Below are 17,174 nucleotides of genomic sequence, written 5' to 3' on the forward strand. Positions count from 1 at the left end.
CCGCGCGGACGCAACCGCTATCCCGGGTCGACCTGGCCGAGCGAGCCGTCGCCACGCGAAGCGTCGCCGTCGCCCGATCCGGCCGACGCGACCGACACCGCCACCCGGGTGGAGCCGGTCGGTCAGCCGCGTCCGGCGGCGTCCGCCGTCTCGCGCTCCGCGACGGCGGGGGCCGAGGTGCCCGGTCTCAGCGAGACGTCCGCCGCGCCAGCCGGCGGCCCGGCACCTGAGCCGGCCTCCCAGCAGCCCCCACCGCACCCGAGCGCCGCACCTCGGGGCGTCGCGCGAGCGCGGCTCTCGACCCTGCCGCCGAGGCCGCTGAGCGTCTCGCGGCCGACCGCGCCGCCGTCGCCGCGCAGGGGCAGGCCATCCGGCGTGCTGCCGAACACCGCCGCGCCGCCGACGCCGTTCGTCTCCGCGAGGCCGACGCCGTGCGCCCGCGCCCGTCCGTCGAGGGTGCCGAGCAGCAGCTCGTCCCCTCGCAGACCGAGGCCCCGGGCCGAAGGCTGATCGCCGGCGGAGTGTTCGACAAGCCGCTCGCCGCGGGCACGTCGGTCGAGACCGCGAGCCGATCCGATCCGACGGTCGCGCGGCACGATCCTGCGCCGCCCGTCGGCGAGCTCGACGACGTCGCCACCCGGGCCATCGCCGTGGTCCGTCAGGCTGGTCCGGGCCCCGAGGGCACCGAGCCCGCGACCCCCTTCGTTCCCGCACGCACCCTCGTGATGGGGATCCTCAACGTCACGCTCGACTCGTTCAGCGACGGCGGTCGGTACGCGCAGTTCGACGACGCGATCGCGCACGCGCGGCTGCTGGCATCCGACGGCGCCGACATCATCGACGTCGGCGGCGAGTCGACTCGCCCCGGGGCCCCGCGAGTCGACGTGCACGAAGAGCAGCGTCGCGTGATCCCGGTCATCCGCGAGCTCGTCGACCTCGGACTCCGGGTCAGCGTCGACACCATGAACGCCGCCACGGCGTACGCGGCGCGCGAGGCCGGAGCCGACGTGATCAACGACGTCTCCGGAGGCCTCGCCGACCACAACATGGCGCAGGTCGTCGCCGACACCGACGCCACCTACATCGCGATGCACTGGCGGGGCCACAGCGACGTCATGACCCAGCGCGCCACCTACGGCGACGCCGTCGCCGAGGTGAAGGCCGAGCTCTTCCGGCGCGTGGCCGAACTCGTGGTCCAGGAGTGCACCCCGACCGCATCGTCATCGATCCGGGACTCGGATTCGCGAAGCTTGCCGACCACAACTGGCAGCTCCTCGGGCACCTCGACGAACTGGCCGAGCTCGGGCTGCCGATTCTCGTCGCCGCCTCGCGCAAGCGCTTCCTGGGCGGACTCCTGCCCGAAGAGGCGGGCGTGCGCGAGCGCGATCCCGCCACCGCCGTCATCTCGGCCCTGAGCGCCCAGGCCGGGGCGTGGGGGTCCGCGTGCACGACGTCGCATCCACCCGCGCCGCCCTCGACGTCTGGGAAGCGTGGCAGAAAGGTTCCCGTGGTTGATCAACTGAAGCTCACCGGAGTGCGGGCGAAGGGGCACCACGGCGTGTTCGACTTCGAGCGCGCTCACGGCCAGGAGTTCGTCGTCGACGTGACCGTCGACATCGACGCCGCCGCTCCGTCACGAGACGACGACCTCGACGCCACCGTGCACTACGGCGTCCTGGCGGAGCAGATCGTGCGCGACATCGAGAACGAACCGGTCGACCTCATCGAGACGCTCGCCGAACGCATCGCGTCGACCGTGCTCTCGTTCCCGGCTGCGCTCCGCACCAGCGTCACGGTGCACAAGCCGGGTGCTCCGATCACGGTGCCGTTCTCCGACGTCTCCATCACGATCGAACGGGGTCGCTCATGAGCGAGGCGGTTCCCGTTCGCGCCGTGATCGCCCTGGGGGCGAACCTCGGCGATCGCGACGCCACCCTCCGCGAGGCGGTGACCGACCTCGGCGCCATCGACGGCGTGACGGTCGTCGGCGCGTCCGTGCCCATCGAGTCGGTGGCCGTGACGCTGCAGGGCCTCGACGCGTCCAAGCCGCCGTACCTCAACGGCGTCGTGGTCGTGTCGACGACGCTCGCTCCAGAACCCCTCCTCGGCGAGCTGAACCGGATCGAGGCGGAGCACGGCCGGGTCCGTCTCGAGCGCTGGGGCGATCGCACGCTCGATCTCGACCTGATCGTGCACGGTGAGACCGTCCACAGCACGGATCGACTGACGCTGCCGCACCCGCGCGCCGCCGAGCGGTCGTTCGTGCTGGAGCCCTGGCTGCAGGTCGACGCCGACGCCGAGCTGCCGGGTGTCGGCCGGGTCGACGTGATCCTGCGCGCCCTCGGCGACCCGGTGGCGCACGTCGTCGGTGCTCCATCGCTCGACGTGCCGCTCGTCGCCCGTGACTCGGGAGGGGTCGCGTGAAGCGCACCCGGATCTCGACCATCATCAGCATCGTGGTCGTCGCCGCGGTGGCCGGTTTCGCCTTCGACGCCGCCCTGGCCGCCACGCTGCACCCGGTGTTCGTGCCGGCGATGACCCTCGGGCTCGTGCTCCTGGCCATCGCCGCGATCGTCATCTCGCTGGCCGTGCCCGTGTTCCGCGTCGCCCGGGGGCGCACCCGCGAGCCGATCGACGCCTACTACGCGACCCGGGTGGTGCTCATCGCGAAGGCGTCCAGCCTGGCCGGAGCGATCTTCGGCGGTCTCGTGGGCGGCATGCTCGTGTACGTGCTGACGCGCGGTGTCTCGGTGGGAGCAGGATCCCTGGTGCCCACCGTCACCTCCGTCGTCGGGGGGATCGTGCTGCTCGTGGCCGGGCTCATCGCCGAGTACATGTGCACCGTGCCGCCCCCGAAGACGACAAACCCGACGACGGGCACCCCCAGCGCATCTAGGGCGGGTCTCCGCGCAGCTCGACAGGGCATCCCACCGCCGAGCGGGGCATACTGCGAGACTGGGGTGCAGAGCCGCACCCGCTACGACCACTGGAGCACCACGTGACCACCCGACTCGATCTCGACGGCGCGACCTGGACCAGGATCAGCCCGAAGTACAAGTGGCCCGAGATGGGCAGCTACGCCCTGTCCGGGCTCGTCGTCGCCGCCCTGTCGGCGTTCACCTGGTTCTCCGGCCAGTGGTGGTCCTACGCCCTCACCGCCGCGATCCTGGTCGTCACGATCCTGGTGGTCGCGTTCGTCCCCCGGCGTGTGCGGGCCATCGGCTACCAGCTCCGCGAAGACGATCTGCTGGTGCGCCACGGCATCCTGTTCCTTCGCTTCGTCGCGGTGCCCTACGGCCGCATGCAGCTGATCGACGTCAACCGCGGGCCGATCGTCCGCGCGCTCGGCCTGAGCGATCTCAAGTTCGTCACGGCTGCGGCGTCGTCGGCCGTGACCATCCCCGGTGTGCCGGCGGCCGAGGCGGAGAAACTCCGTGACCGCCTCGTCGAACTGGCCGAATCGCGGCGGGCCGGCCTGTGAGCGGCTGGCAGCCCGGGCCGGTCCAGCCGCCCGACCCCGCGGGCAGACGACGGCTCGACCAGCAGCCGAGCCCGCGGCGGGCAGCGGCGTCGACGGCGGCCCTCGACCTGACCGACGGCGAGTGGCACCGGCTGCACCCCGCGACCCCGCTGCTCAAGGGCGGCATCGTGTTCGTCGTGATCCTGGGCATCTTCGTCAACAACGCGCGCGAGCAGCTGCTCCAGTTCTTCATCCCCGGGCCGGACGGACATCGCGGGGGCGGGGGAGGAGACGACGGAGACCCGGTCGACTACGTGCTCAACCACGGTCTGATCGGTCTCGTGCTGCTCGGGATCGCGGCGCTGCTCGTCGTCATCATCGGCATCTTCTACCTGTCGTGGCGGATGAACACGTTCCGTGTCACGGCCGAGACCGTCGAGGTGCGCAGCGGCATCGTCTTCCGCACCAACCGGAGGGCGCGTCTCGACCGCATCCAGGGCATCAACATCCAACGTCCGATCCTCGCGCGGGTGTTCGGTGCCGCCAAGCTCGAGATCAACCAGGCGGGTCACGACGCGAACGTGCCACTGGCCTACCTGCGTTCCGCGTCCGCGGACGAGGTGCGGAGCGAGATCCTGCGCCGCGCGAGCGGGACCCGCGAAGCAGCGAACCCGCAGACCGGCTCCGTCGGACAGCCGGGCACCGGAGTGATCGAGCAGCGGCTCAACGAGTTCCTGGCCGAGCCGCTCGGCGAGGACGGCCAGCCTCCGCAGTCGGTCGTGCACATGCACCTCGGGCGCCTGATCGGCTCCGCCGTGCTCAGCGGTTTCACCCTGTTCATGGTCGCGATCGTCGTGGCCGTCGTGGTCAGCATCGTGACCACCGGCCAGTACTTCCTGCTCTTCGTCTTCCTTCCCACGATCCTGGGATCGTTCAGTTACTACTCGCGGCGCATCGTGAAATCCCTCCGCTACTCGATCACGTCGACGCGCGACGGCATCCGGATCGGCTGGGGCCTCCTCTCGACCAGCAACGAGACGCTGCCGCCCGGCCGGATCCACTCGATCCGACTCAGCCAGCCGCTGATGTGGCGGCCGTTCGGCTGGTGGGAGGTCAAGATCAACCGGGCCTCGCACTCCTCCACGAAGGGCGCCGACAACCAGGCCAACACCACGATCCTGCCGGTCGGCAGCAAAGACGACGTGGTGCGCGTGCTGGGGCTGATCCTGCCCGAACTGGTCGGGCTCACCGCTGCCGACGTGCAGATCGAAGACGGTCTGGCGCGCGGCGAGTTCTCCGCACCCGAAGTGGTCGCGGCGCAGCCGCAGCGAGCCGTCGAGGAGTCCACGCGGACGCTCTCGCTGATCGAGGCCGGCATGACGAGCGCAGGATCCGAGGGCGGGTTCACCACGTCCCCGCGCCGCGGTCAGGTCCTTCGCTGGTTCTCCTGGCGGCGGAACGGCTTCCGGACCGCGCCCGGGGCCCTGCTGCTCCGGAAGGGCGCGATCTGGCGTCAGCTGGTCGTCGTGCCCCTGCCTCGCCTGCAGAGCGTCGGCGTGCGGCAGGGCCCCTCCTGCGGAGACTGCGGTTGGCCTCCTCGAGCTGCACACCGTCCAGGGGCCGATCGTCGCCAACATCGGAGCGATCGATCAGCAGGACGCCACAGACTTCTTCGAGACCGCGGCTCACGATGCGGTCGCCGCGGCGCGGGCCGACCGGACGCATCGCTGGCTCGACGGCGCCGTGCGTGGCGGCGGCGACGGTCGTCCGAGCCCGCTGCCGGTGGCGTCTCCGGCCGACGCGCAGGGCACCGGCGCACACTGGTCCTCCCCGTCGATCCCTCCGGCCGACGAGCAGGGCACCGGCGGCGCGCACTGGCCCTCCCCGCGACCGGATGACCGGGTTCGGGAGGAGCCGTCGTGAGCCCCCAGCGCCCCTCCGGCCGCCTCGGCGTCGGCATCGTCGGGGCCGGCCACGTCGGCCCCGTCCTCGGAGCCGCCCTGGCGGCCGCAGGGCACGCGATCGTCGGGATCTCGGCGGTGTCGGAGCGGAGCCGCGACCGGGCCGACGCGATCCTCCCCGGTGCTCCGATCCTGCCCGTCCACGAAATCGTCGAGCGCTCCGAGCTCGTCCTGCTGGCGGTGCCCGACGATCAGCTCGAAGCCCTCGTTTCGGGCCTGGCGGCGACCGGCGCCTGGCAGGCCGGCCAGCTCGTCGTGCACACGTCGCCGGTGCACGGCCTCTCGGTGCTCGACCCGGCCCGCAACGCCGGCGCGATCCCGCTCGCGATCCACCCCGCGCTGCAGTTCACCGGCACCACGATCGACCTGGTGCGTCTTCGCGACTCGTACTGCGCCGTCACGGCACCCGGGCCGGTGCTGCCGATCGGGCAGGCGCTGGTCGTCGAGATGGGAGCCGAACCGGTGATCGTCGACGACGCCGACCGCCCGCGCTACGCCGAGGCGGTCGAAACCGCGACGACGTTCTCCGCCGCGATCGTCTCGCAGTCCGTGGGGATCCTGCGCGATCTCGGCATGCCCGAGCCGGGCCGGGTCATCGCCCCGCTCGTGCGCTCGGCGATGGACCGCGCTCTGGGCGTCGCCGACACCTCGGTCGGCCCCGGTACCATCGAGTTGGCCTCGTTCGACGACGACGGCCCTCTCTAGTTCTGGAGTCACCCCTATGACCGACGCGCCCGCTGACCTTACTGACGAAGAAGTCTTCGAGCAGAAGGCCGTGCGCCTGGCGAAGCGCGAGCGCCTCATCGAGTCGGGCGTGGGCGCCTACCCCGTCGGTGTGCCGATCACGACGACCATCCCCGCGGTCCGCGCGGCGTACGAGTCTCTCGAGACCGACACCGCCTCGGGCGACGTCGTCGGGCTCGCCGGCCGGGTCGTGCACTTCCGCATCGGCGGCAAGCTCTGTTTCGCCGTGCTCCAGTCGGGCGACGGCGCGCGCATCCAGGTCATGGTCTCCCTCGCCGAGGTCGGCGCCGAATCGCTGCAGGAGTGGAAAGAGCTGGTCGACCTGGGCGACCACGTCTTCGTCTCGGGCGAGGTCATCTCGTCGCGCCGAGGCGAGCTCTCCGTGCTGGTGAGGGAGTGGGCGATCGCGGCGAAGGCGATCCTGCCCCTGCCCAACCTGCACTCCGAGCTCAGCGAAGAGACGCGCGTGCGCAGCCGCTACCTCGACCTGATCGTGCGCGAGCAGGCCCGTACCACCGTGCGCGCCCGCGCCGCCGTGATGAAGTCGCTGCGCGCGACCTTCGACTCGCACGACTTCCTCGAGGTCGAGACCCCGATGCTGCAGACGATCCACGGCGGTGCCTCGGCGCGGCCGTTCTCGACGCACTCGAACGCCTTCGACACCGAGCTGTTCCTGCGCATCGCCCCCGAGCTCTACCTCAAGCGCGCGGCCGTGGGCGGTATCGAGCGCGTCTTCGAGATCAACCGCAACTTCCGCAACGAGGGCGCCGACTCGACGCACTCGCCCGAATTCTCGATGATCGAGGCCTACCAGGCCTACGGCGACTACAACCAGATCGCCGACCTGACCCAGCAGCTCGTCCAAGACGCCGCCGTCGCCGTCTCAGGATCCCACGTGGTCACCTGGGCCGACGGAACCGAGTACGACCTCGGCGGGTCCTGGGACCGCATCTCGATGTACGAGTCGCTCTCGGCGGCCGCGTCGATGCGCATCACTCCCGACACCCCGCTCGGTGAGCTCCAGGCGGTCGCTTCCGACGTCGGCATCTCGGTGCCGCAAGAGACGCACGGCAAATTCGTCGAGGAGCTCTGGGAGCACTTCGTCAAGGGATCGCTCGTGCGACCCACGTTCGTGATGGACTTCCCGGTCGACACCTCGCCGCTCGTCCGGGCTCACCGCTCGAAGCCCGGCGTCGTCGAGAAGTGGGACCTCTACATTCGCGGCTTCGAGCTCGCCACCGGCTACTCCGAGCTCGTCGACCCGGTCGTGCAGCGCGAGCGCTTCGTCGAGCAGGCGCGGCTCGCCGCACGCGGCGACGTCGAAGCCATGCGCCTCGACGAAGACTTCCTGCGGGCTCTCGAGCACGGCATGCCGCCGACCGGAGGCATGGGCATGGGTGTCGACCGGTTGCTCATGGCCGTCACCGGCCTCGGTATCCGCGAGACGATCCTGTTCCCGCTGGTGAAGTGATCCTGCCCGGCCTTTGGGCATTCAGGCTGCGCGACGTACCCTTGAGGCGTGCCTCATAACGTCATCGGCGGAATCTTCTACGCCATCGGCCCGACCATTCTGGTCGGCCTGCTCTTCTGGTTCGCCATGCGCGCGATCTTCCGCGCCGACAAGACCGAGCGCGCCGCGTACAACGCCATCGAGCTCGAAGAGCGAGCGCGAGCCGAGGCCGAAGAGAGCACCGTGCGGCCAGCCGCCGAGCTCTGACGCTTCGCCCTTCCAACGCCCCCGATTCTCGTCGGGGGCGTTTCTGCTTTCTGGGCGGGGGTGTGTGCGTCTCTTGCCGGGCGGTCGCCGTTCTTGTCGGGGGCGTCACTTGTCGGGCGTGTGCACCACCCCTCGAGAGTGCCCCCGTTTGTACCCCGTATCCACCCGGCGGTCGACTGCCGGAAATGTCCGGTTAACGTTCGGCGTCCCCCGAATGTGTGCCCTTCTTCTGATCCTGCTCAGAAAAGCCGGTGAAGAGCGTACCCCGTTCCGGATAGATGCGCCTACACCCGAATCGCCCTCGATGTCAAAGAGGACAGCTCGTCGTACCCCAATACGACGACTTTCCTGTGAGCGCACCCTGAGATTACTTGAGAAAACCCTGAATGATTTTGTCGGGCTCTGTAACCACGGCTTGACTCGTAGTGCGGCGAAAGACCCCCGGACGGGTGGCTTCGCTGTCGCACCGACTCTCACAAGAGTCGTGCTCGCTTGAAGACGGAGAGAACATTATGACGACTGCAGTTGATCACCACGTCCGCGAGAACACCACTGGCGCCACGAGCGCCTCACAGTCCAGCGCCGCCGACGAAGAGGTCGAGGTCGAAGTCCTCGGGCAGGTCCGCGGCGCCTCGACCGATCAGGTCGGCGACTACCTGCGTCACATCGGCCGCATGCCTCTCCTCGACGCTCAGGAGGAGACCGAGATCGCGCGCCGGATCGAAGTGGGCCTGTTCGCCGAAGAGAAGCTGCGCCTCCTCGAAGAGGCGGGCGGGCTCACCCTCCGACCGCAACGACTACCGCTGGCTCATCCACGACGGTGAGCGCGCGAAAGACAGGATGATCACGGCGAACCTCCGCCTGGTCGTGTCGATCGCGAAACGCTACACGCAGCGCGGACTTCCTTTCATGGACGTCATCCAGGAGGGCAACCTCGGCCTCGTCCGTGCCGTCGAGAAGTTCGACTACACGCAGGGCTACAAGTTCTCGACGTACGCCACGTGGTGGATCCGCCAGGCGATCGCCCGAGGCCTCGCCGACAAGGCGCGCGCCATCCGCATCCCGGTGCACACCGTCGAGCGCATCAACCGCATCTCTCGCGCCGAGCGCGACCTGACCGTCGACCTGGGCCGCACGCCCACCGTCGACGAGGTCGCAGCCGAGGTGGCGATGGAGGTGGCCGACCTGGTCGACCTGAAGTCGCGATCCCACGAGCCCGTGTCGATCCACACCGTGGTCGGCGACGCCGAAGACAGCGAACTCGGCGACTTCATCGAAGACGAAGAGACCCCTTCGCCCGGCGAGGCGACCGAGTCGTCGATGCTCAGCCGCGACATCCACTCGCTCGTCGAAGCGCTGCCCGAAGACGAGGCGCGCGTGATCCGCATGCGCTTCGGCCTCGACGACGACCAGCCGATGACCCTCGACGAGATCTCGAAGCGCGTCCATTCGTCGCGCCAGGCGGTGTCGCGAGTCGAGTCGCGGGCCCGCCTGCGCATGTTCGCCAAGGCCGTTTCGCAGGATCTGCAGCTGTACCTGCAGTAGGGCTTCTGGTTCTGCGTCGTCGTCGTCGTCCTCCTCCTGGAGTGACGGCGAGTGGGCCGAAATGTACGCTTTCCCTTCGGTTAGCGTGCATTTCGGCCCACTCGCCGTTCGTACCTGTTCTCCACAGGGGCTACCTGCCTGCGACTTGTCCACAGATCGCAGGATCCCGCCCACCCGAGACCGCCGCCACGTCACGCTGGTCCTGTGCCAGCTCCCCTCCCCGCCGTCCTTCAGTCGCATCCGTTCGCGGTGCACGATGCCCGCGAACTCGGCGTCCGCCGGCGCCGTCTTCAGCATCCCGATCTCTCCGCTCCTCACCACGGGCTTCGAACCCACTCCGAGGCGAGCGGGGCGCGTGCAAGGTGCCTCGAGTTCGCGCCCCTTCTGGCCGACAGCGCAGCGTTCAGCCACGTGACCGCGGCGGCACTCTGGGGCCTTCCTCTCCCGCTCGCCTTCGTCGATGCGCCGCTGCACGTCGTCTGCTCAGGGGCAGGCCGCCCCAAGCGGCCGGGTCTTGTCGGGCATCGGGCGCGCGTGGTGCGCGGGACGTTCTTGGGTGGGCTGCCGGTGGTCGAGCCCCTCGCTGCCTGGTCGCAGTGCGCGGCGCTCCTCGACGTCGACGACCTGGTCGCCATGGGCGACGCTCTGGCGGGCAGGTGGTCCCCGCACGAGGCTGCGCGCGAGCAGAGCCTCGACCAGCTCGAAGCCGCCGTCGACGGGTGGAGGAGTCGGCGCGGTGCGCGGCGACTGCGTGAGGCATTCGGCCTCGTGCGGGCCGACGTGTGGTCGCCGAAAGAGACCGAGTTGCGTCTGATCATCGTGCGCGCCGGCCTCCCCGAGCCACCCGGGCTGAACGCCGCGATCACCGACGGCCACGGCGCGACGATCGGGCACGGCGACCTCGTGTGGCCCCGGCAACGGCTCGTCGTCGAGTACGAGGGCGATCAGCACCGCACCGATCGGAGGCAGTGGCGGCGTGACGTCGCGAAGTACGAGCGGTACAGCGACGAGAGGTGGCGGGTGGTGAGGGTGACCGACGACGACCTGGTGAGTCCTGGCATCCTGCTCGACCGGATCTCTCGCCTTCTCGACGAGCGGACGCTACAGTGTTGACGCACGCCAGGCGACCAGGAAGAGGTGATGAGCATGATTGCGACACGCGAGAAGACCCCGCACACCTCATCCCTCGAGGTCGCCGCACACTAAACCGACTTCGGGTTCACCTCCCGTCGAGCGCCGTCCGGTGGCCTCCCTCTCTGGAGACTTCCGTTGACTTTTTCCGACGATTTCGTCGTACCCACCTTTTCCGCCGTCGATCCCGACGACGACCAGCGCTGGTCCACATGGCCGGCGACCACCCCGACGGAGCGCGGCCCGCGGCCGTTCCCCTCGTGGATCGTGACCTCCGCAGCAGCGATCGACACCGAACTCGGCATCGTCAAGTCGGGCAAGGAGGCCGACGTGTTCCTGATCGAGCGGGCAGTGCCCGCCGACGTCGTCCTGAACGACGGGAGTGCAGCGGCTTGTGTGCTCGCGGCCAAGCGCTACCGCAGCGCCGAGACGAGCGACTTCCACCGCGGCGCCCAGTATCGCGAGGGACGGCGCACCCGCAACACCCGCGACGGTCGCGCCATGGCCCGGGGCTCGTCGCACGGGCGAGCGGTCCAGGCCGGGCTGTGGGCCTGGGCCGAGTTCGAGGCGCTGGGTCAGATGTTCGCGCGGGGCGTGGCAGTGCCGTATCCGGTGCAGATCAGTGGCACCGAGATCCTGATGGAGTTCATCGGCGACGGGGTGACGGCGGCACCCCGCCTCGCCCAGGTGACGGAGGACGGCGCGGCGCTCTGGCCACTGTTCGAGCAGGTGAGCGAGATCCTGCTGGGCTTCGCCCGGGCCGGCTACGCCCACGGCGACCTCTCGCCGTACAACCTGCTCGTGCACGACGGCCGGGTCGTCGCGATCGACGTTCCGCAGCTGGTCGACGTCGTGAGCAACCCGAACGGCGTCGCGCTGCTGGAGCGCGACTGCCGCAACATCGCCGACTGGTTCGCGCGGCGCGGCTTCGTGCGCGACGTCGAGCAGATCTTCGCGGAGTGCCTGGGGGAGGTGTTCGGCGGTTAGGCGGGGGTACGGGTCGCCGAGGCGCGATGCGGGCCGGCCGAGCGGGAGCGGCGCCGCCGGGCGGCGGGGCGGCATCGCCGGGCGAGCGGGGCGGCATCGCCGGGCGAGCGGGGCGGCACCGCCGGGCCAGGGGCGGCACCGCCGCGCGCGGGAGAGCGCCGCTCAGTGCTGCCGGGCGAACCGGGCGCGGACGTCGGGAGGGACGAGTTCGAGCAGCTGGTCGTTGCGGAGCGGGAGGTCCATGAGGCTGAGTTTGAGGCGGCCCTTGCGGCCGTGGCGGCCGGCGTCGAGCCGTGCCACGACGCCGGCGTCTTTGCGCAGCTTGACCTTGATGACGGTGCCTTCGCTGACGTCGAAGACCACTCGGCCGTCGAGCTCCAGCGCCGCCGAGCGGGTGCCCTCGCCGATGGTGAACTTGAGGCGCTCCTTCGGGCCGAGCACCACCGAGCGGTCGATGCCGGCCATCGGCGCCACGGGGGTCACGACGACGGCGGCGACGGCAGGGCTCACGATGGGGCCGCCGGCGGCGTAGTTGTAGGCGGTCGAACCGGCCGGGGTGGAGGCCACGACCGAGTCGGCCTTGAAGTAGCCGTACGGGGTCCCGTCGACCTCGAGGTCGGCGGTGACCACGCCCTGACCCGGGCGGCGGGTGACCGAGAGGTCGTTGAACGCGAGGAAGGAGCTCTCGAAACCGGTGGAGGCAACGCTGACCTCGATGGCGTGGTGCGGCTCGAGGGAGAAGTCGGTGCTGGGCAGCGCGTCGAGGGTGTCGGCGAGTTCGGACGGCTCGATCTCGACCAGGAATCCGACGTTGCCGTAGTTGACCCCGAGCACGGGGACGGGTCGCGGCGCCACGAGGCGCATCGCTCCGAGCATCGTGCCGTCGCCGCCGAGCGACACGACGACATCGACCCTCTGCACGAAAGCGGCCTCGTCGACCAGCTCCACTCCGTCGCCGACCCGAGCGGCGTCGTCCTGCAGGGCGATCAGCTGAGCGTCCGCGCCCTTCTTCCAGCCGCGCAGCACGTCGATCGACTCGAGGACCGGTTTGGTGGGGTGAGGTACGAGGCCGACCGTGAATTTCGCCATGGGCCCGAGGTTACCGACCCCCTTGGGAGGAGGTGGGGCCCGCTCCGGGCACGGCTCCGTCACGCCTACGGCGAACAGGGGCAGACGTCCTGCCGGGCCGTGGTTAGTCTCGACGTACGTGACCCCACCCCCTGCGGGTGTTGCAGCCATATCGGTGACGTTCCAGCCCGTCACCTAGGGAGTTAGAAGATGTTCGAGAGATTCACCGACCGTGCCCGTCGCGTTGTCGTCCTCGCCCAAGAAGAGGCGAAGATGCTCAACCACAACTACATCGGCACCGAGCACATCCTGCTCGGCCTCATTCACGAGGGCGAGGGCGTCGCCGCCAAGGCGCTCGAGTCCCTGGGAATCTCGCTCGACGCCGTGCGCGAGCAGGTCCAGGACATCATCGGCCAGGGTCAGCAGCAGCCGACCGGCCACATTCCCTTCACGCCCCGCGCGAAGAAGGTCCTCGAGCTGTCCCTGCGCGAAGCGCTCCAGCTCGGACACAACTACATCGGTACCGAGCACATCCTGCTGGGCCTCATTCGCGAAGGCGAAGGTGTGGCCGCCCAGGTCCTCGTCAAGCTCGGCGCAGACCTCAACCGAGTTCGCCAGCAGGTCATCCAGCTGCTCTCGGGTTACCAGGGCAAGGAGGCGGTTGCAGTGGGCGGTGAACAGCAGGCTGGCCCGCAGGGTGGCTCTCAGGTGCTCGACCAGTTCGGTCGTAACCTGACCCAGGCTGCGCGCGACAACAAGCTCGACCCGGTGATCGGGCGCGAGAAGGAGATGGAGCGGGTCATGCAGATCCTCTCCCGTCGCTCCAAGAACAACCCGGTTCTGATCGGTGAGCCGGGCGTCGGAAAGACCGCGGTCGTCGAGGGCCTCGCCCAGGCGATCGTCAAGGGCGACGTGCCCGAGACGCTGAAAGACAAGCAGCTCTACTCCTCGACCTCGGCTCGCTCATCGCCGGAAGCCGCTACCGCGGTGACTTCGAGGAGCGCCTGAAGAAGGTCACCAAGGAGATCCGCACCCGCGGCGACATCATCGTCTTCATCGACGAGATCCACACGCTGGTGGGTGCCGGTGCCGCCGAGGGCGCAATCGACGCCGCGTCGATCCTGAAGCCTCTCCTCGCCCGTGGCGAGCTCCAGACCATCGGTGCCACGACGCTCGACGAATACCGCAAGCACTTCGAGAAAGACGCCGCTCTCGAGCGCCGCTTCCAGCCCGTCCAGGTGCACGAGCCCTCGCTGCCCCACGCGATCAACATCCTCAAGGGTCTCCGCGACAAGTACGAGGCCTTCCACAAGGTGTCCATCACCGACGGCGCGATCGTCGCGGCGGCGAACCTGGCCGACCGCTACGTGGCCGACCGGTTCCTCCCCGACAAGGCCATCGACCTGATCGACGAGGCCGGTGCCCGTCTCCGCCTCTCGATCCTGTCCGCGCCCCCGGAGCTCCGCGAGTTCGACGAGAAGATCGCCGTCGTGCGTGGCCAGAAAGAGGCCGCGATCGAAGACCAAGACTTCGAGAAGGCCGCTTCGCTCCGCGACGAGGAGAAGAAGCTGCTCGGCGAGCGTCTCCGTCTCGAGAAGCAGTGGCGCTCGGGCGACGTCGGGGCCAGCGGCACTGTCGACGAGGGCGTCATCGCCGAGGTCCTGGCTCAGGCCACGGGCATCCCGGTCTTCAAGCTCACCGAAGAGGAGACCTCGCGTCTCGTCTTCATGGAGAAGGCGCTGCACCAGCGCGTCATCGGTCAGGAGCAGGCCATCGCGGCCCTCTCCAAGACGATCCGCCGCACGCGTGCCGGTCTGAAAGACCCGAAGCGCCCCTCGGGATCGTTCATCTTCGCCGGCCCCACGGGCGTCGGGAAGACCGAGCTCGCGAAGGCGCTCGCCGAGTTCCTCTTCGACGACGAGAACGCTCTCATCAGCCTCGACATGTCGGAGTACGGCGAGAAGCACACCGTCTCGCGTCTGTTCGGTGCCCCTCCCGGGTTCGTCGGATTCGAAGAGGGTGGCCAGCTGACCGAGAAGGTCCGCCGCAAGCCGTTCTCCGTGGTGCTGTTCGACGAGATCGAGAAGGCTCACCCCGACATCTTCAACTCGCTGCTCCAGGTTCTGGAGGAGGGGCGTCTGACGGACGGTCAGGGTCGCGTGGTCGACTTCAAGAACACGGTCATCATCATGACGACCAACCTCGGGACGAAGGACATCACCGGCGGCCCCGTCGGCTTCCAGATCGAGGGCGACACGGCCACGTCGTACGACCGCATGCGCTCCAAGGTGACCGAAGAGCTCAAGAAGCACTTCAAGCCCGAGTTCCTCAACCGCGTCGACGAGACGATCGTCTTCCCGCAGCTCACGCAGCCCGAGCTGCTGCAGATCGTCGATCTCTTCATCAAGCGCCTGTCGGACCGCCTACTCGACCGCGACATGACCGCCGAGCTCTCGCTCGCGGCCAAGGAGCAGCTCATCAAGATCGGCTTCGACCCGTCGCTCGGTGCTCGGCCGCTGCGTCGCGCGATCCAGCACGAGGTCGAAGACCAGCTGTCCGAGCACATCCTCCAGGGTGAGCTCAACGCGGGTGACCACGTGAAGGTCGACTACGTCGACGGAAAGTTCACCTTCTCGACCGGACGCCAGCCCGGCCGCGAAGAGGTCCTGGTCGGCGAGCCCGGCGAGATCGAGGCCTAGCCTCCTTCGCTCCACAGTTCCACCGCCAAGGGCGGCCCTCCACAGGAGGGCCGCCCTTCGGCGTATTCGCGAACGCGCCTCGCTAGGGTTGGCAGCATGACTTCGGGGCATTCCACATCGCTGGCGGGCGAGATCACGGTTCGCAAGGCTCTGGCCTCCGACGTGCCGCACATTCAGCGACTCATCTCGCCCTACGTCGAGCGGCGCATCCTGCTCGGCAAAGACAACGTCACCCTCTACGGCAGCATCCAGCAGTTCCAGATCGCGCTCGACCCCGAGGGCACCCCGATCGGGTGCGGGGCGCTCAACGTCTTCTGGGACGACCTGGCAGAGGTGCGCACCCTCGCGCTCGACGCCGACTGGATCCACCACGGTGTCGGCCACAAGCTCCTCGACGGGCTCGAGCGCGACGCACTCGACCTCGGCGTGGGCCGCATCTTCTGCCTCACCTTCGAGGTCGACTTCTTCACCAAGCACGGCTACCTCGAGATCGGCGAATCGGTCGTCTCTCCCGAGGTCTACGCCGAGCTGGTGCGGTCGTCCGACGAGGGCGTCGCCGAGTTCCTCGACCTCGCTCGCGTCAAACCCAACACGCTCGGCAACACGCGCATGTTGAAGGTGCTGAGCCGGGGGTAGGGAGAGGGGCTCCTGGGCGTGCGGGAGCACCTGGTCGGTGCGACGAACCTGCGCTCTCGCTTCGCATTGACCGAAGGTCGCCTGACTCGCCGTCTACATGCCTGCGATGGCACTGATCGCCGTTTACCCTAAGCGCATGTCGTCGTTCAAGCACCCGGTCGGCTCGCAGTCGAGCACGGTGTACTGGCGCCGTCGGGCCGTCGTGATCGTCGTCCTGCTTCTGGTGATCGTCGTCATCGTGCTGATCGCGACGAAGCCGGGCGCAGGATCCGGGGCCACCCCGCCCCCACCGCGTCGACCCCCGTGGCCGCCGCGACGCCCTCCACCACCACTCCCGCGAAGCCGACGCCGCGTGACACCAGCGCCGCCACCGACGCCCCCACCGCGTCGGCCGCGAACGGCACCTGCGCACCGTCCGACATCACCCTCAAGCCCATCGCCGACAAGAACGCCTACACCTCGCTCCAGCAGCCGCAGATCTCGATGTCGATCACCAACACGTCGACCTCGGCCTGCTCCATCGACCTCGGTTCGAGCCAGCAGACGCTGACCATCACGAGCGGGGCAGAAACGTACTGGTCGTCGAAAGACTGCCAGGTGAACGGAACCCACCAGAACGTGAAGATCACCGCGGGTCAGACCCTGACCACTCCCGCAATCGCCTGGGACCGCACGCGCTCGACGACCGCGACCTGCAACAAGACCCGCAGCTCGGTTCCGGCCGGCGGGGCCAGCTACCACCTGTCGGTGTCGGTCGGCTCGATCAAGTCGGCGACCTCGGCCCTGATGATCCTGAACTGATGGCCGACTCCAAACCCGTCTTCCGTTCGGAGCAGCTCGAACAGGCCCTCGCGGCGCAGGATGTCGCGGCGGTCGCGTTCGCGCTCCGCAACGACGTCGTCGTGGTGCCCCGGCTCGTGCTGCCGAACCGGCGCGACGAGCAGGTGCGCGTGTTCGGGCGCGAGAACACCGACAAGCGGATCCTGCTGCTGTTCTCGTCGGCCGACGCGTACAAGGCGATGGTTCCGGGCGAGAAGGTCACGCTCGTGATGCTCTACGACGCGCCGAAGCTGCGCGACTTCATCGAGGCCCACCTCGACGTGCTCGAGCAGGTGTTCTTCGACATCGCTGGGCCGCACACCATGGCCGCGAACCCGGAGGATCTGCTGAAGGCGTTGCGGGCTTAGAGGGTGGGCTGCTGGCAAGGCCGATGCAGGCGGCGTGTG

Annotated in this window: 17 protein-coding genes and 2 pseudogenes; 17 read left to right on the forward strand and 2 right to left on the reverse strand. The window is 69.1% G+C overall.

Annotated features, from left to right (window positions below; all coding sequences use genetic code 11):
* Positions 1–122: 122 nt before the first annotated feature.
* The gene (locus QUE79_RS05145) at positions 123–389 is read right to left on the reverse strand and encodes a hypothetical protein (protein WP_286345729.1); all 267 of its coding nucleotides are present in this window, start codon (positions 387–389) and stop codon (positions 123–125) included.
* Between the two features lie 336 nt (positions 390–725).
* On the opposite strand from QUE79_RS05145, the pseudogene folP reads away from it, so the two are divergent.
* From folP to QUE79_RS05210, 13 genes and pseudogenes are all read left to right on the forward strand, one after another.
* Positions 726–1,515 (forward strand): annotated as a pseudogene (folP, locus tag QUE79_RS05150) (dihydropteroate synthase).
* Positions 1,508–1,870, forward strand: a complete 363-nt coding sequence (folB, locus tag QUE79_RS05155; RefSeq protein ID WP_286345730.1) for a dihydroneopterin aldolase — start codon at positions 1,508–1,510, stop codon at positions 1,868–1,870. Before folP ends, folB begins: the two are co-directional and overlap by 8 nt.
* Positions 1,867–2,424 (forward strand): 2-amino-4-hydroxy-6-hydroxymethyldihydropteridine diphosphokinase, encoded by a 558-nt coding sequence (gene folK / locus QUE79_RS05160; protein WP_286345731.1) that lies wholly within the window; start codon positions 1,867–1,869, stop codon positions 2,422–2,424. Before folB ends, folK begins: the two co-directional genes overlap by 4 nt.
* On the forward strand, positions 2,421–3,002 hold the full coding sequence (locus tag QUE79_RS05165) for a DUF3180 domain-containing protein (RefSeq protein WP_286345732.1): 582 nt from the start codon (positions 2,421–2,423) through the stop codon (positions 3,000–3,002). Before folK ends, QUE79_RS05165 begins: the two co-directional genes overlap by 4 nt.
* Positions 2,999–3,481, forward strand: coding sequence for a PH domain-containing protein (locus QUE79_RS05170; protein ID WP_286345733.1), 483 nt, complete (start codon positions 2,999–3,001; stop codon positions 3,479–3,481). The genes QUE79_RS05165 and QUE79_RS05170 overlap by 4 nt, the downstream gene beginning before the upstream one ends.
* Positions 3,478–5,358 (forward strand): PH domain-containing protein, encoded by a 1,881-nt coding sequence (locus tag QUE79_RS05175; protein WP_286345734.1) that lies wholly within the window; start codon positions 3,478–3,480, stop codon positions 5,356–5,358. The genes QUE79_RS05170 and QUE79_RS05175 overlap by 4 nt, the downstream gene beginning before the upstream one ends.
* Positions 5,359–5,379: 21 nt before the next feature.
* Entirely contained in the window at positions 5,380–6,126 is a 747-nt protein-coding gene (locus tag QUE79_RS05180) for a Rossmann-like and DUF2520 domain-containing protein (protein ID WP_286345735.1), read from the forward strand.
* Between the two features lie 16 nt (positions 6,127–6,142).
* A complete protein-coding gene (gene lysS, locus QUE79_RS05185) occupies positions 6,143–7,636 on the forward strand; it encodes a lysine--tRNA ligase (protein WP_286345736.1) in 1,494 nt (497 codons plus the stop codon).
* Between the two features lie 48 nt (positions 7,637–7,684).
* The gene (locus QUE79_RS05190; protein ID WP_286345737.1) at positions 7,685–7,882 is read left to right on the forward strand and encodes a hypothetical protein; all 198 of its coding nucleotides are present in this window, start codon (positions 7,685–7,687) and stop codon (positions 7,880–7,882) included.
* A 512-nt stretch (positions 7,883–8,394) separates the two neighbouring features.
* Positions 8,395–8,706, forward strand: a complete 312-nt coding sequence (locus tag QUE79_RS05195) for a sigma-70 factor domain-containing protein (protein WP_286345738.1) — start codon at positions 8,395–8,397, stop codon at positions 8,704–8,706.
* A gap of 16 nt (positions 8,707–8,722) precedes the next feature.
* Positions 8,723–9,427, forward strand: coding sequence for a sigma-70 family RNA polymerase sigma factor (locus QUE79_RS05200; protein ID WP_286345739.1), 705 nt, complete (start codon positions 8,723–8,725; stop codon positions 9,425–9,427).
* Positions 9,428–9,631: 204 nt separating this feature from the next.
* Positions 9,632–10,540, forward strand: a complete 909-nt coding sequence (locus QUE79_RS05205; protein WP_286345740.1) for a hypothetical protein — start codon at positions 9,632–9,634, stop codon at positions 10,538–10,540.
* Positions 10,541–10,696: 156 nt separating this feature from the next.
* On the forward strand, positions 10,697–11,545 hold the full coding sequence (locus tag QUE79_RS05210) for a serine protein kinase RIO (protein WP_286345741.1): 849 nt from the start codon (positions 10,697–10,699) through the stop codon (positions 11,543–11,545).
* 162 nt (positions 11,546–11,707) lie between these two features.
* Here the strand turns inward: QUE79_RS05210 and QUE79_RS05215 are convergent, their stop codons facing one another.
* Positions 11,708–12,634 (reverse strand): NAD(+)/NADH kinase, encoded by a 927-nt coding sequence (locus QUE79_RS05215; protein ID WP_286345742.1) that lies wholly within the window; start codon positions 12,632–12,634, stop codon positions 11,708–11,710.
* 189 nt (positions 12,635–12,823) lie between these two features.
* Between QUE79_RS05215 and QUE79_RS05220 the strand changes: the two are divergent.
* The 4 genes and pseudogenes from QUE79_RS05220 to QUE79_RS05235 all read left to right on the forward strand — a co-directional run bounded on the left by QUE79_RS05220 (position 12,824) and on the right by QUE79_RS05235 (position 17,135).
* A pseudogene (locus tag QUE79_RS05220) lies at positions 12,824–15,312 on the forward strand (ATP-dependent Clp protease ATP-binding subunit).
* Positions 15,313–15,408: 96 nt separating this feature from the next.
* Positions 15,409–15,948, forward strand: a complete 540-nt coding sequence (locus QUE79_RS05225) for an amino-acid N-acetyltransferase (RefSeq protein ID WP_286345743.1) — start codon at positions 15,409–15,411, stop codon at positions 15,946–15,948.
* 303 nt (positions 15,949–16,251) lie between these two features.
* Positions 16,252–16,749: a hypothetical protein gene (locus QUE79_RS05230; RefSeq protein WP_286345744.1), complete on the forward strand. Its 498-nt coding sequence runs from the start codon at positions 16,252–16,254 to the stop codon at positions 16,747–16,749.
* Positions 16,749–17,135: a dehydrogenase gene (locus QUE79_RS05235; protein ID WP_286345745.1), complete on the forward strand. Its 387-nt coding sequence runs from the start codon at positions 16,749–16,751 to the stop codon at positions 17,133–17,135. The genes QUE79_RS05230 and QUE79_RS05235 overlap by 1 nt, the downstream gene beginning before the upstream one ends.
* Positions 17,136–17,174 lie beyond the last annotated feature (39 nt).

Origin of the sequence: Frondihabitans sucicola, assembly GCF_030296615.1 — a bacterium.
GTDB classification, from domain to species: Bacteria; Actinomycetota; Actinomycetes; order Actinomycetales; family Microbacteriaceae; genus Frondihabitans; species Frondihabitans sucicola.

Bases quoted from the DNA above. Each gene is read 5' to 3' on its own strand.
- QUE79_RS05225 (WP_286345743.1), top strand. From the start codon at position 15,409: ATGACTTCGGGGCATTCCACATCGCTGGCGGGCGAGATCACGGTTCGC.
- QUE79_RS05195 (WP_286345738.1), top strand. From the start codon at position 8,395: ATGACGACTGCAGTTGATCACCACGTCCGCGAGAACACCACTGGCGCC.
- QUE79_RS05215 (WP_286345742.1), bottom strand. From the start codon at position 12,634: ATGGCGAAATTCACGGTCGGCCTCGTACCTCACCCCACCAAACCGGTC.
- QUE79_RS05200 (WP_286345739.1), top strand. From the start codon at position 8,723: ATGATCACGGCGAACCTCCGCCTGGTCGTGTCGATCGCGAAACGCTAC.
- lysS (WP_286345736.1), top strand. From the start codon at position 6,143: ATGACCGACGCGCCCGCTGACCTTACTGACGAAGAAGTCTTCGAGCAG.
- folK (WP_286345731.1), top strand. From the start codon at position 1,867: ATGAGCGAGGCGGTTCCCGTTCGCGCCGTGATCGCCCTGGGGGCGAAC.
- QUE79_RS05235 (WP_286345745.1), top strand. From the start codon at position 16,749: ATGGCCGACTCCAAACCCGTCTTCCGTTCGGAGCAGCTCGAACAGGCC.